Origin of the sequence: Streptococcus sp. 9903, from assembly GCF_013276625.1 — a bacterium.
Lineage (GTDB): Bacteria > Bacillota > Bacilli > Lactobacillales > Streptococcaceae > Streptococcus.
Genome location: NZ_VMLI01000014.1, coordinates 18,333 through 32,386, shown reverse-complemented (window position 1 = coordinate 32,386; position 14,054 = coordinate 18,333). Strand labels below are relative to the sequence as shown.

Annotated in this window: 16 protein-coding genes and 1 pseudogene; 2 read left to right on the top strand and 15 right to left on the bottom strand. The window is 42.6% G+C overall.

Going from position 1 to position 14,054, the window contains the following annotated elements:
• Both HT696_RS10580 and HT696_RS06215 read left to right on the top strand, forming a co-directional pair.
• A pseudogene (locus tag HT696_RS10580) lies at positions 1–199 on the top strand (hypothetical protein); the annotation flags it as partial.
• Entirely contained in the window at positions 196–1,467 is a 1,272-nt protein-coding gene (locus HT696_RS06215; protein ID WP_173282643.1) for a PLP-dependent aminotransferase family protein, read from the top strand. The pseudogene HT696_RS10580 and the gene HT696_RS06215, both read left to right, overlap by 4 nt.
• A 109-nt stretch (positions 1,468–1,576) precedes the next feature.
• Here the strand turns inward: HT696_RS06215 and HT696_RS06210 are convergent, their stop codons facing one another.
• The 15 genes from HT696_RS06210 to hemW form a co-directional block, all read right to left on the bottom strand.
• Positions 1,577–2,392: an ABC transporter substrate-binding protein gene (locus HT696_RS06210; RefSeq protein ID WP_173282642.1), complete on the bottom strand. Its 816-nt coding sequence runs from the start codon at positions 2,390–2,392 to the stop codon at positions 1,577–1,579.
• A 157-nt stretch (positions 2,393–2,549) separates the two neighbouring features.
• Positions 2,550–3,203 (bottom strand): phosphate signaling complex protein PhoU, encoded by a 654-nt coding sequence (gene phoU / locus HT696_RS06205; RefSeq protein ID WP_077804909.1) that lies wholly within the window; start codon positions 3,201–3,203, stop codon positions 2,550–2,552.
• Between the two features lie 11 nt (positions 3,204–3,214).
• Positions 3,215–3,973 (bottom strand): phosphate ABC transporter ATP-binding protein PstB, encoded by a 759-nt coding sequence (gene pstB / locus HT696_RS06200; protein WP_000133484.1) that lies wholly within the window; start codon positions 3,971–3,973, stop codon positions 3,215–3,217.
• A gap of 12 nt (positions 3,974–3,985) precedes the next feature.
• Positions 3,986–4,789, bottom strand: a complete 804-nt coding sequence (gene pstB, locus HT696_RS06195; RefSeq protein ID WP_000049848.1) for a phosphate ABC transporter ATP-binding protein PstB — start codon at positions 4,787–4,789, stop codon at positions 3,986–3,988.
• 10 nt (positions 4,790–4,799) lie between these two features.
• Complete coding sequence (gene pstA, locus HT696_RS06190; RefSeq protein WP_000543046.1) at positions 4,800–5,684, bottom strand: phosphate ABC transporter permease PstA; 885 nt, start codon at positions 5,682–5,684, stop codon at positions 4,800–4,802.
• A complete protein-coding gene (gene pstC / locus HT696_RS06185; protein WP_049495124.1) occupies positions 5,674–6,591 on the bottom strand; it encodes a phosphate ABC transporter permease subunit PstC in 918 nt (305 codons plus the stop codon). Before pstC ends, pstA begins: the two co-directional genes overlap by 11 nt.
• Positions 6,591–7,469, bottom strand: a complete 879-nt coding sequence (locus HT696_RS06180; RefSeq protein ID WP_049486872.1) for a phosphate ABC transporter substrate-binding protein PstS family protein — start codon at positions 7,467–7,469, stop codon at positions 6,591–6,593. The genes pstC and HT696_RS06180 overlap by 1 nt, the downstream gene beginning before the upstream one ends.
• 220 nt (positions 7,470–7,689) lie before the next feature.
• Positions 7,690–8,994, bottom strand: a complete 1,305-nt coding sequence (locus HT696_RS06175; protein ID WP_173282640.1) for an RsmF rRNA methyltransferase first C-terminal domain-containing protein — start codon at positions 8,992–8,994, stop codon at positions 7,690–7,692.
• A complete protein-coding gene (locus tag HT696_RS06170; protein WP_173282639.1) occupies positions 8,995–9,768 on the bottom strand; it encodes an inositol monophosphatase family protein in 774 nt (257 codons plus the stop codon).
• On the bottom strand, positions 9,758–10,036 hold the full coding sequence (locus tag HT696_RS06165; RefSeq protein ID WP_001041974.1) for a UPF0223 family protein: 279 nt from the start codon (positions 10,034–10,036) through the stop codon (positions 9,758–9,760). Before HT696_RS06165 ends, HT696_RS06170 begins: the two co-directional genes overlap by 11 nt.
• Complete coding sequence (locus HT696_RS06160; protein WP_000631259.1) at positions 10,036–10,437, bottom strand: Spx/MgsR family RNA polymerase-binding regulatory protein; 402 nt, start codon at positions 10,435–10,437, stop codon at positions 10,036–10,038. Before HT696_RS06160 ends, HT696_RS06165 begins: the two co-directional genes overlap by 1 nt.
• 209 nt (positions 10,438–10,646) lie before the next feature.
• Complete coding sequence (locus tag HT696_RS06155; protein WP_173253360.1) at positions 10,647–11,264, bottom strand: TIGR01906 family membrane protein; 618 nt, start codon at positions 11,262–11,264, stop codon at positions 10,647–10,649.
• Positions 11,254–12,027: a TIGR01457 family HAD-type hydrolase gene (locus HT696_RS06150; RefSeq protein WP_173214074.1), complete on the bottom strand. Its 774-nt coding sequence runs from the start codon at positions 12,025–12,027 to the stop codon at positions 11,254–11,256. The genes HT696_RS06155 and HT696_RS06150 overlap by 11 nt, the downstream gene beginning before the upstream one ends.
• Positions 12,028–12,037: 10 nt before the next feature.
• Positions 12,038–12,775, bottom strand: coding sequence for an acyl-[acyl-carrier-protein] thioesterase (locus HT696_RS06145; protein ID WP_173253359.1), 738 nt, complete (start codon positions 12,773–12,775; stop codon positions 12,038–12,040).
• 4 nt (positions 12,776–12,779) lie between these two features.
• Positions 12,780–13,910 carry a radical SAM family heme chaperone HemW gene (gene hemW, locus HT696_RS06140; protein ID WP_173282638.1) on the bottom strand — a complete coding sequence of 377 codons (1,131 nt, stop codon included), beginning with the start codon at positions 13,908–13,910 and terminating at the stop codon, positions 12,780–12,782.
• Between the last annotated feature and the right edge of the window lie 144 nt (positions 13,911–14,054).

Here is a 14,054-nt window from a genome sequence, read left to right as displayed (position 1 = left end):
TGACGAAGTCAGTAACCATGTCTACGACAAGGCGAAGCTGACCTGGTTTGAAGAGATTTTCGAAGAGTATTATTCTATAAATGTTACTCCTAAGTATACCACATTTGCTCTTAGATGTGAACGAGAGAAACACCTTAGACATTGCCAAGAAAGAAAAAAAAGGGTACAATGTAACAAAATCAAGGGAGGTCTGGAATGAAGAAACAAAGCAAGTACCAAGAGGTCGTTTCCTATCTGAAAAATGGCATCGAGTCTGGACGATTTCCGACGGGTAGCCGCCTGCCTTCTATCCGTCAACTGAGCCTTCACTTTCACTGTAGCAAGGACACCATTCAGCGAGCCTTGTTGGAATTACGGCACGAACAATACCTCTATGCCAAGCCCCAGAGTGGTTACTATGTCCTAGAACAAGGGCAACACCAGGATCTAGAAATCGAAGTCACTGACGAACATGCCAGTGCCTATGACGATTTCCGACTCTGTATCAATGAAACCTTGATTGGTCGGGAAAACTACCTCTTCAACTACTATGACAACCAAGAAGGATTAGAAGACTTAAGACAATCCATTCATAAACTCCTCTTTGACCAAGCTCTCTACTGCAAGGCAGACCAGTTGGTATTGACTTCTGGAACCCAGCAAGCCTTGTTTATCCTTTCTCAAATTTCCTTTCCTAGCCAAGCCAAGGAAATCTTGGTGGAACAGCCGACCTACCATCGGATGAATCGCCTCTTGATTGCTCAAGGTCTGGACTATCAAACGATTGAACGAGGCATTGATGGGATTGACTTGGAGGAGCTGGAAGGCCACTTCAAAACAGGAAAAATTAAGTTTTTCTATACCATTCCTCGTTTTCACTATCCTCTGGGACATTCCTATTCAGAGCAGGACAAACGGGCTATTCTTGACTTAGCTGCCAAATATGGGGTCTATATCGTAGAGGACGACTATCTGGGGGATTTGGACTCTAAAAAGGGCCAGACCTTCCACTATCTAGATACAGAGGAGCGCGTCATTTATATCAAGTCCTTCTCAACCAGCCTCTTTCCAGCCCTGCGGATAACAGCACTCATTCTTCCAAATGCTATTAAGGAAGCCTTTGTGGCCTACAAAAATATCCTTGACTACGACAGCAACCTCATCATGCAAAAGGCCCTGTCACTCTATATTGACAGTCAACTGTTTGAGAAAAATCGGCTAGCTCGCTTGGCCAATCAGGAAACTTACCAAAAACAACTCGAGGAAAGACTAGCTAACACTCCTTGTCACCTCCCTCACTTTCCCCTACACGATGGTTTATTGCTAGACCTCAGACAGTATCCTAAAATCGCCAGTCTCAAACACAGTCAACTGGGCTTGGACTTCTTTGAAGAGGCCTATTTAAGCACCTGTCCTTATCAATTTGCCAAGGTTGACCTAGACAATCTAAAAAAAGTTTTAGACTATTTAAAAGCAGAATTGGACTGACTTCCAACTCTGCTTTTTTCTTATACTCTTCGAAAATCTCTTCAAACCACGTCAGCGTCGCCTTACCGTAGATATATGTAACTGACTTCGTCAGTNNTTTCATTGAGTATTATTCTTCAACTTCTGTTAGGCTTGCTGCTTTTTCAAGATATTTTTGGTAGGTACCGTCATCCTTGAGTTTTTGGATGACCTTGTCCACCACTTCTTTCAAATCAGCACTATTTTTTCTAAGGGCAACTGCATTGGCTTCGCCGTCCTTCATCTTCAAGCTGACGGTTGCAACAGCTAGGTCGGCATTTTTAGCAGCGTAGCTAAGGGCAACTGGCTCATCCATATGAACAGCATCTACTTTTCCAGCCTGTAATTCATTAACAGCTTCACCCATATTAGTTAGGGAAGTTAATTGAGCTTTTGGCAATTGTTCCTTGACCATAGCTTCTGGAACAGTCCCTTTTTGGGCTGCAATATTAGCACTTTCAAGGCTAGTTAAATCCTTGTATTTTTCTACATCAGACTTACGAACCAAGAAACTAATCTTGTTCTCATAGTAAGGGATTGAAAAATCAAAGACTTCTTTTCTCTCGTCAGTAGCGCTAATTCCCGCAACTGCTAGGTCAACCTTACCAGTTTGAAGACTAGTCAAAACATTGTCAAAACTCATGCTTGAAATTTCTAACTTCACCCCAAGTTCGTCAGCGATAGCTTGTGCCATGTCAATATCCGCACCGACAACCTGATTTTTCCCGTCAACTAAGGATTGGAATTCAAAAGGTGCATAGTCAGGACTGGTCGCTACTACCAATTTCCCCTTTTGCTTAATGGCCTCAACAGCTGACTGAGAACCATTAGAACCCGACTGGCAAGCTACTAAGAAGAAACTTGCAAGAAAACTACATAAAACAAATATCCATTTTTTTGATTTCATAAATAAACAACCTCTCTGTTAATTTTGTATAATTATAACGCTATCCAAGTTACTTGTCAAGTGTTTTTTGAATTTTTATCTTAAAAATATTTTTTTCATTCAAGAAAAGGAGCTATCAGTTGATTTCAAGCTCCTTTTTATACAGAATGAACCTGTTTTATAGTTCGACAATCTTACCTGTTTCAAAGTAAACAACCCATTCACAGATATTTTTAGCATAGTCTCCAATACGTTCCAAGAAGGCAATCACTTGGAAATAATCACGACCTGTAACAATGGCATCAGGATTTTTCTTGATTTCTTCTGTAGCCAAATCACGAATGCTATCAAAGTAATGGTTGATTTTTTCATCCATGGTTGCTACTTCATAAGCCTTGTCTACTGAACCATTCAGATAGAGTTCAAGGGCTGCTTCGACGAAGTTCTTGACATCGCGCCCCATTCTCTTGATTTCTTCTTCAACAGCCGGGATGCGTTGCTCCCCTTTCATACGAATTGCCGCCTTGGCAATGGAAACGGCATGGTCACCCATACGTTCCAAGTCAGATACAGCCTTCAAGACGGTTAGAACTGTACGTAAGTCCTGAGAAACGGGTTGTTGAAGGGCAATCATTTCAAATGATTTCTTCTCCAATTTCACTTCGTATTCGTTTACTTCTGCATCGTCTTCGATGACTTCTTTGGCCAAATCACGGTCATGCGTAACAAAGGCACGCACTGTCCGATTGATTTGGGATAGCACTTCTTGTCCCATAGCGTAGAACTGGTTGTGCAATTTCTCCAAATCTTCTTCAAATTGAGAACGTAACATCATTTATCTCCTTATCCAAATTTTCCTGAAATATAATCTTCTGTTTCCTTGTGTTGTGGGTTGAGGAACATCTTCTTGGTATCGTTAAACTCGATCAAATCTCCATCAAGGAAAAATCCTGTCTTGTCAGAGATACGAGAGGCTTGTTGCATGGAACGTGTGACCAAGAGCATGGTGTATTTATCTTTTAGACCATACAAGGTTTCCTCAATCTTACCAGCCGAGATAGGGTCCAAGGCTGAAGTCGGTTCATCCAAGAGGATGATTTTAGGACTGGTTGCCAAGACACGGGCAACGCAGACACGTTGCTGTTGTCCACCTGAAAGCCCGATAGCTGAATCATGCAGGCGGTCCTTGACCTCATCCCAGATAGAAGCACGTTGCAAGGCTTTTTCAACTGCTTCATCCAGAACCTGCTTGTCCTTCACTCCATTGATACGAAGCCCGTAAACAACATTTTCGTAGATAGACATAGGGAAAGGGTTTGGCTGTTGGAAAACCATACCGATTTCCTTCCGCAATTCAACTGTATCTGTACGCGGACTGTAGATGTTGTGGCCGTTGTAAACCACCGAACCTGTTGTGGTTACCTCTGGATTGAGATCCCCCATGCGGTTGATAGCCTTTAGGAGGGTTGATTTCCCTGATCCAGATGGACCAATCAAGGCTGTAATTTCCTTAGGTTGGAAAGATAGGGAAACACTATTCAAGGCCTTTTTTTGATTGTAGTAAACGGACAGGTCTGAAACCTGTAAAATCGCTTCTGTCATACTGTTTCCTTTCTATCCAAAGTGTCCTGTTACATAGTCATTGGTTGACTGTAGTTTGGCATTTTGGAAAATATTAGAGGTCTTATCGTACTCAATCAAGTCGCCCAAGTAGAAAAATCCTGTGTAGTCACTAGCACGCGCAGCCTGCTGCATACTGTGGGTCACGATGATAATGGTAAAATCCTTCTTCAACTCCAGCATGGTTTCTTCCAGCTGGGCTGTCGCAATCGGATCCAAGGCAGACGCCGGCTCATCCATCAAGAGGATGTCTGGTTTAACAGAGATAGCACGAGCAATACAAAGACGTTGCTGCTGACCACCTGATAGGGTCAAGGCTGACTTGTGCAAATCGTCTTTGACCTGGTCCCAAAGGGCAGCTTGACGGAGAGAAGTTTCCACAATTTCATCCAAGACTTGCTTGTCCTTAACTCCTGCACGTTCATGGGCAAAAGTGATATTGCGGTAGATAGACTTGGCAAAGGGATTTGGTCGTTGGAAAACCATTCCAATGTGCTTACGCATCTCATAAACGTTGATTTCTGGACGGTTAACATCAATTCCTTGGTAGAGGATTTGACCTGTGACCTTGGCAATATCAATGGTATCATTCATACGGTTGAGACTGCGAAGGTAGGTTGATTTTCCTGAACCAGAAGGGCCAATTAAGGCCGTAATTTTATTTTTTTCAAATTGCATATCGATGCCCTTGATGGATTCATTTTTACCGTAGTAAACATGTAAATCCTTAGTAGAGAGGGCCACTTTCTCTTCAGGAAAGGTGATGATATGCTTTTCATCCCAATTATATTTTGACATGGCTTCTCCTTTAGGCAGCGGTTAATTTCTTGTGTAAGTAGCTTCCGAGTTTGCGAGCTCCAAAGTTAAAGATGAGGATAAAGATGAGGAGGACGGCCGCAGAACCTGCTGATACAATGGTTCCATCAGGGATAGTTCCTTCACTATTGACTTTCCAGATATGGACAGCCAAGGTTTCTGCTTGACGGAAGATAGAGATTGGGCTAGTCACACTGAGAATATTCCAGTTAGACCAGTCAAGGGCTGGAGCGGATTGTCCTGCTGTATAGATAAGAGCCGCAGCCTCACCAAAGATACGACCAGAGGCCAAGACAACCCCAGTGACAATACCTGGAAGGGCTTCGGGGATGACAACATGGACAACTGTCTCCCAACGAGAAATCCCAAGGGCCAAGCCAGCCTCACGTTGCGTATGGTGAACGTGTTTCAAGCTGTCTTCAACATTACGAGTCATCTGAGGCAGGTTAAAGACTGTCAAGGCCAAGGCACCTGAAATGATTGAAAATCCATACTCAAACTGAACCACAAAGATCAAATAACCAAAGAGACCTACAACCACTGATGGCAGTGAAGACAAGATTTCAATACAGGTCCTGACAAAGTTGGTCACAGGACCTTTTTTAGCATATTCAGCTAGGAAAATCCCAGCCCCCATAGATAAAGGCACAGAGATAATCAAGGTAATGACCAGAAGGAAGAAGGAATTATAGAGCTGAATTCCAATCCCTCCGCCTGCTTGGTAAGAAGAGGATTTGCCAGTCAAGAAAGACCAAGAGATGTGGGGCAAACCACGAACCAAGATATAAAGAATCAAGGATGCCAAGATGGCAACGATAATTCCTGCAATCGAGTAGAGGACAGCTGTTGCAATTTTATCTAATTTCTTAGCGTGCATAGTTTTTCTTTCCTCTTTCTTTCGTAATCAATTTAATCACACTGTTGAAGGCCAAACTCATCAAGAGCAAGACTAAGGCCAAGGACCAGAGAACGTTATTATCAACTGTTCCCATAACGGTATTTCCGATACCCATGGTCAAAACAGAGGTTAAGGTCGCAGCAGGTGTTGTCAATGAAGTTGGGACTACGGCTGAGTTTCCAACCACCATCTGAATGGCCAAGGCCTCACCAAAGGCACGCGCCATTCCAAATACCACTGCTGTAAAAATCCCTGAACGCGCCGCCTTCAAGGTCACGCGCCAGATAGTTTGCCAACGAGTTGCCCCCATAGCCAAACTAGCTTCGCGGTAATGACGAGGCACCGCACGCAAACTGTCCGTTGTCATAAAGGTTACCGTCGGTAAAATCATGACAAAGAGAACGAAAATCCCTGACAAAATCCCAAAACCAGTTCCACCAAAGACACTACGGACAAAGGGAACTACGACCTGCAAACCGATAAATCCATAGACGACTGAAGGAATCCCAACTAGCAATTCAATGGCTGGTTGCAAGATTTTTGCACCCTTTGGTGATACTTCTGTCATAAAGACTGCCGCACCAATGGCAAAAGGAGTTGCGATAAGGGCTGATAGGATTGTGACAATAAAGGAACCCAAAATCATAGGAAGGGCACCAAATTGTTTACCTGAAGGATTCCAAGTTTGGCCAAAGAGGAAATCAAAGATATTAACCCCATTTACAAAGAAGGTCGACAAACCTTTTTGGGCTACGAAGATCAAAATCATAGCCACAATGATGACAATCAAAGACAGGCAGGCAAAGGTCAAGCCTTTTCCTAATTTCTCTAGACGAGAGTTCTTTGAGGGAGAAAGTAATTTTTTAGCTAATTCTTCTTGATTCATTAGTGACTCCCTTCTAGTGCTGTCACCGTTCCTACAGCATCTTTTTCAACCTTCATTTCCTTAACAGAAATATAGCCCATTCCCTTAACGATTCCGCTTTGCGCTTCATCTGAGAGGACAAAGTTGAGAAATTCTGCCACCAATTCATTTGGTTGACCTAGGGTGTACATGTGTTCATAAGACCACAAAGGCCAGTTATTGCTTGTAACATTTTCTGCAATCGGCTCATAGCCATTCAACTTCATGCGTTTCACCGAGTCATCCACATAGGCAAAGGCTAGGTAAGAAATGGCTCCTGGTGTTTGGGAAACAATGTTTTTGACCATCCCATTTGAATCCTGTTCTTGACTCTGCACGGCAGATTGACCATCCATGATAACACTATCAAAGGTTGCACGCGAACCAGAACTTGCCGCGCGGTTGATAATGGAAATGGCTAGGTCTTTCCCACCAACCTCTTTCCAGTTGGTCACTTGGCCTGTGAAGATACTACGGAGTTGTTCAGTTGTCAGATTTTCAACGTCAACTTCTTTGTTTACAATCACTGCCAAGCCCGCTACAGCAACCTTGTGGTCTACTAGAGCGGATGCGTTTATACCGTCTTTTTCCTCGGCAAATACGTCTGAATTTCCTACATCAACGGCTCCAGACTGAACCTGAGACAGACCTGTACCAGATCCTCCACCTTGGACGTTGACTGTTTTTCCAATGTGCATAGAGCCAAATTCATCTGCTGCTGCTTCGACCAAGGGCTGAAGAGCCGTTGAACCAACAGCTGTCATGGATTCTCCACGATCAATCCAGCTAGCACATCCCGCCAAAGAACCTGCCAGCAAAAGAGCTGCAAGGGATAGAGCGAGTTTTTTCCTTTTTTTCACTGTTTTTCTCCTTGAAAATAATGGTGAATGCTGTGAATTTTTTCAACAATTTATTTATATTTTTCTTTTGAAAATAGGGAGCCAACTGAAGTTACTAGCTTAGTTTTACTAGAAATTTGCTCAGTTACCTTTCCCACCAATTTTGACTTAAAATGAAAGACAATTTGAAAAAAATCCATACTTCCACTATAACATAGACAAGCTACTTTGACTAGCATTTTCACTTGAATCTGAGACCTTTAGGAAAATAATTTTTCAAAACATTTCCAGTCACCTTAGCAAAGCCCAAACCATTGCCTTGAACCAAAACTTGGTACCAACCATTTGGCAGACTTTCTGCCAGCTGAACAGTTTCTCCAGCCACATACTTTACAAACTCTTCTTGGTCAATTTCAACCGACTGCTTGACCTGACTCGGTTTCAAGGCTAGACCAAGAGCAAAACTAGGCTCAAAGCGTTTCTTCTTAAAGGTCCCTAGATGCAGTCCATTGCGAGCAATCTTGAGTTTCCCTAAATCTGGCAAAAGTTCTGGCAAGAGATAAAGCTGATCTCCAAACGTCTGCAAGATACCTGATAGATTGATTTTTAGGTGTTTTTGGGCAAATTCCTGCCACAAGACAACTTGTTCTCGGCTGAGATTGCTCTTACTTGCCTTAAATTTAGGAGCTGGATTATCACCCTTAAACTGTAGATGAGCTACAAACTGACCCTCTCCCTTAAAATGATGAGGGTACATCCGAGCCGTTTCTGGCAGGTCAATACCAGCTACCATTCCATTGATATGCTCTACTGGCAACAAGTCAAAATCATACTCCTCCAGCAACCAATTGACAATCTCTTCGTTTTCCTCAGGTGCCCAGGTACAGGTTGAATAAACCAGACGGCCACCTTCTGCAAGCATGGTCACTGCATCTGCTAAAATTTCTCTTTGCAAGCTAGCGCATTGACTCGGATAATCGAGACTCCAATAATCCATAGCGTCTGGTTGCTTACGAAACATTCCTTCACCAGAGCACGGGGCATCAAGGACAATGAGGTCAAAATAGCCTTTAAAAACCTTGGCCAAGCGGTCAGCAGATTCATTGGTCACCACAACATTTGTCGCTCCAAATCTCTCCATGTTTTCTACTAAAATCTTAGCTCGTTTGCTTGAAATTTCATTGGAAACGAGAAGACCCTCCCCTGCTAGATAGGCTGCTAATTGAGTTGATTTACCACCCGGTGCAGCAGCCAAGTCCAAAACCTTCATACCAGGACTGGGCTGGGCTACCTGAGCCACCATCTGGGCAGCGGGTTCCTGCGAATAAACCAAACCTGTAGCATGCTCAGGCGATTTCCCTGAAACCTTCCCATAGTGACCCCAAGGGGTTTGAGGAATGGGATTAGAAAAGGGAATCGGCGCTTCTTTTAAAGGATTGATCCGAAAGGCCGAAACCGCTTCCTCCTCAAAAGAGGCAAGAAAATCTCTTGCCTCATCTCCTAGTATCTCTTCATATTTTTCAACAAATCCTTCTGGAAATTGCATTTAAGTTCTTTTCCTTTCGTAAATATAGGACTGAATTTCCTCCTGCATCTCAAGAGGTAGCATCATGACCGGTTGTCTGGTTTGAAAATCAAGCGGTTGACCAGATAGGGTCACAACCCGATAGCCCAGACTTTCCCCTAAAATACTAGCCGCAGCATAATCCCATGGTTGCAGATAGGTGACATAGGTCAATAAATGCCCTGACAAAATCTTGGCAAAACTAATGGCCGCACTCCCATAGACACGAACACCAAGAACTGCTCGACTCAAATCAGCCAGCCCCCATTCGTTGGTTTCCAGCATGCCACTATTCCCTGCAATGAGAAAATCTCCAAGTGGTTTGGCTTTAAAAGGAGCTAGGGGCTTATCGTTTCGACAAACTGGAAAGGATCCACCACCGTGATAACAATCCCCCTTGACCACATCATAAATCAATCCAAACTGTCCTCGACCATTTTCAAAATAAGCCATCATGACAGCAAAATCTTCCTGCTGGGCGACAAAATTATTGGTCCCATCAATGGGATCAATGACCCAAACCTTGCCCTCTTGAACTGAAGCTCGCAGACACCCTTCTTCAGCACAAATCTTATCCTCAGGATAACGGGATAGAATTTCACCAACCAAGAGTTCCTGAACTTCCTTGTCCAGTCTGGTCACCAAATCTGTCGGAGAGGACTTGGTCTCAACGCGCAAGTCTTCCTGCATATGGTCAAGTATGTACTGGCCCGCCTTCTTAACAAGCTCTTTGGCAAATTCAAATTTACTTTCCAAGAGAAATCTTTCCTTCCCCTTTTTCCTTGGCAGCCTGAACTGCTCGGTAAAGCGAATAGCCACTAACCGTTTCAAATTCTCGTCCCAAACGCTTCTCTTCGCTCTTACTTGGCACGACCGCCTTGAACCCCTTATAGGAGTCCAGTAACTTTTTAGCCTCTACCTTGCCTTCATAGGCAGCTTCAACATCATTAAAAAAAGAAAGCACTGAAGCAAGTTCTTCAGTGCTCCACGACAAATCTAGTGGGTAACTATACTGTTTGTTCATTAACTAATACCAGCTCTCATTCTTGCTTCTTTTAGTTCTTGCTTACGGTAACTACGAGGGAGAAAAGCACGAATCTCATCTTCATTAAAACCGATCTGCATACGTTTTGCATCGATAATAATTGGACGACGCAAAAGACTAGGATACTGCTCAATCAAATGAAGCAATTCCGATACCGAAATACTCTCTACATCAATATTCAATTTTTGAAAAATTTTTGAACGAGTTGAAATGATGTCATCAGTACCATTTTCGGTCAAGGAAAGGATGTGTTGCAATTCTTTTCTTGTTAAAGGACTGGTCATAATATTGTGTTCCACAAAGGGAACCTTATGTTTTTCTAACCAGGCCTTAGCCTTACGACATGATGTACAGCTCGGTGATAGAAATAGTGTAATCATGCTTTTCTCTTCTTATCTATACTTTGCTACTTCTATTATACAAAAAAATAAAGCGCTTGACTAGAGATTTTTAGAAAAAAAGCCTATTTTTTCAAGAAAAATAGACTGTTTGCGAACGATTGACACAATTGGATTTGCTTAATTCACTCTTAAGGATAGCTTTAAATCATATGCATTTTTATATATACAAATTAAAAACAGCTTTCAATTCACTTCTTACGACTTTTCAGATAAAGATAGCCAAAGAAGCTTTCATAGAGGGCAAAAAAGAGGAGGAAAGCATGAAGGAAGAAAGTCTCTGGTAAAATCAGAATAACTGGATCCTTGGATGGGTCAAAAAGCCAGGTATCATCTCCCACAAAGAGAATTTGATGGAAAAGAGTAAAGAATTGGTCAAAACCAATCAAAACTCCCCCAAGTCCAATCAGCAAAGGAAAAACCACTAGGGTCAGGAGCCCTTTACTAAATAAAGATAAAAAGCCCTTTTTTACAATCTTATTGACAAAGAAATAGAAACTTGGAAGTGTCACTAGAGCTACTAGCTGAACCAAGTGAAAGAGGTTCTTGACCACCTCAAAGTGGTGCAGACCAGCTGCTGACGAACGAAAATCTGGCATCTCTAGGACCTGACTAAAAGGATTGGTCAGGTAATTCATCAAGATATGAAAGTTGTACTGAATGGTTTCTGGTTTTAGATAAACTCGATTCGTTAAGTTCAACCACTTGATTTCCAGCGGATAAAAAATCCAAGCCAGATAAATGGTCAGAAGGATAAAAAGAGAGAGGAGAAAGAGCATAGAGCTCCAAAAGGTTAATTTAGTTTTCATCAAAGTTCCACTCCGCAAGGCTAGAAACCACATGAGTCGGTGCGATTGGCAGGTCTGCTACTTCTTCTGCCTTGGTAAAACCTGTCGTCACCAAGAGCGTTGGAATGCCATTGTCAATCCCAGCCCGAATATCAGTCAGATAATTGTCCCCAACCATGATCAACTCTTCACGTTCCAAACCTAAGTGCTCAACCGCCTTGTCCATAATGATAGCATTTGGTTTTCCGATATAAACAGGCTTCACTCGTGTTGCTACTTCAAGTAGGGTAATCAGTGAACCAGCCCCTGGCAAAAGACCGCGTTCTGTAGGGATGTTGAGATCAGGATTGGTTCCGATAAAGTGAGCACCCTTTTGGATAGCTAGAGTTGCTGTCGCAAATTTTTCATAGTCAACTTGCCAGTCCAGACCTACTACCACATAGGCAGGATTTTTCTTGTCTTCCACATAACCAGCCGCCTTGATGGCTTCCTTGAGACCTGCTTCTCCGATGACATAGACAGTCTTTTCCAGTCCCAAGTCGTTCATATAGTCGATAGTTGCCAAAGTCGCTGTGTAGACAGTCGATAGAGGAGTATCGATATTAAAATTCTGAGCCAGCATCTCCTGAACACTCTCAGGAGTGCGGGTTGTATTGTTAGTCACAAAGAGATAGGAGATGTCCCGCTTTTGCAATTCATGAACAAAAGCCTCTCCTGCTGGAATTCTATCTTTCCCCTTATAAATGGTTCCGTCTAAATCAATTAAATAGCCTTTATATTTCATCTATTTCTCCCTAAGCCTTTTCTATTTCTTGCCAAGTAATAATAGCCTGTGCATTGGTAACACCGTCGCTTGTAATCTCATGCTTGCTTTCCAGTTCAGTCCGTTCAACAGCCGATGTAATCACCCCACCTGGTCGAACTTCCTTGACATACTTGAGGTTGATTTTCTTGGGAATATATTGGGTCAAAAAGTCCGCTCCCATGACCTCAAAAATCCAGTCCAAGTATTTACTGTTATTGACATGACCATTTATATCCAAGTCGTAAAAACGAACATGGTAATCCTTACTGAATGGTTCTTCCAAGGATTCATACTTTGGGCCGCGGATAAGCTTTTTATTAAAATCAGATTGGTAAGGAGCCACAATCTCAGGTTCAACAGCATGGACTTTTCGACTGTCTCGATCCATGAAAACAAAGGTCGCCATCATATGGATGAGTTCCTGACCTGCTTCATCATAAATGGTAAAGCGACGATAGCAAAAAAGTCGATTGTAGCTCAGGGCTTCCGTTTCGATGGTAATTTCTTCCGCAAAACGAGGCAAACGAACCACCTCAATATCATAGTCTGTGATAATCCAGACCAGATTATAGTTTTCCAAAATGGCTTTATCACTAACTCCTAGTTCAATCGACTGCATCCCTGAAACTTGTAGGGATAGCAAAACCACATCTGGAAGCTTGATATGACCGTTCATATCAGCCATATCAAAAGGAATTTTCATATTCATTTGATAAGTTAAGCCCATCATTCTACTCCAAAATAAATCGTTCTGCTACGGTGTCTCCTAAAAAGAGACCTCTTTTTGTCATGCGAACTTGGTCACCCTCTATTTGCATGAGACCTTGTTGAACCAAGTCTCTGATGATTTCACCATATAGTCCATCAAAAGACCGGCCAAATTTTTCCTCAAATCGCGCCATCGAGACCCCTGATTTCTTGCGGAGTCCCAGGAACATTTCTTCTTCCATTTGCTCTTTTTGACTCAGATGCTCTTCTGTAATACGTGCGTTGCCTTCCTCAACTGCACTGAGATAATGACGAATGGGACCATGATTTTTATAGCGCACTCCATTGACATAACCAGACGCTCCAGCACCGATGCCATAGTATTCAGCATTGTCCCAGTACATGAGATTGTGGCGACTTTCAAAACCAGGTTTGGAGAAATTAGAAATCTCATAATGCTCAAAACCAGCTCGCTCCAGCTCTGCGATGATGTACTCAAACATCTCAGCCTCCAGTTCCTCCTTAGGCAGAGGCAATTTCCCTCGTCGCATCCGGTTCATAAAGACCGTGTGGTTTTCCAAAATCAAACTATACAAACTCATATGGGGAATATCCAGTCCAATGGCCTTAGCCACATTTTCCTTGACCTGCTCCATGGTTTGACCTGGCAGCGCATAAATCAAATCGATGGAGATATTGTCAAAACCAGCCAGTTTCAGGCGGTCGATATTTTCATAAATATCCTTCTCCAAATGACTGCGCCCAATCTTTTTCAGCATTTTGTCGTCAAAGGTTTGCACACCTAGCGAAACACGATTGACAGCCGAGTTCTTCAAAACAGCAATTTTATCCGCATCCAAGTCCCCTGGATTTGCCTCAATGGTCAACTCTTCCAAGACAGACAAGTCCAAGTTTTTAGTCAAGCCCTTCAATAACACCTCCAGTTGCGGAGCTGACAAGGCTGTTGGTGTCCCACCACCAATGTAGAGGGTCCGCAACTTTTGAATATCATAATAACGAAACTCTTCTAACAGATGCTCTAAATAGCTGTCGACTGGCTGATTCTTGATAAAAACTTTTGAAAAATCACAATAATAACAAATCTGGGTACAAAACGGGATGTGCACATAGGCTGACGTTGGTTTTTTCTGCATAATAATTATTATACCACAAAAGCGAACAATACTTAGAATTCCCTTTAACAAAATCCTAGCATTGTTCGCTTTCTTTCTCTAAACATTCTTTGTACTTTATGGATAAAACAACTATCAGAATCAATCTAGTTCGTTGTTAAAACA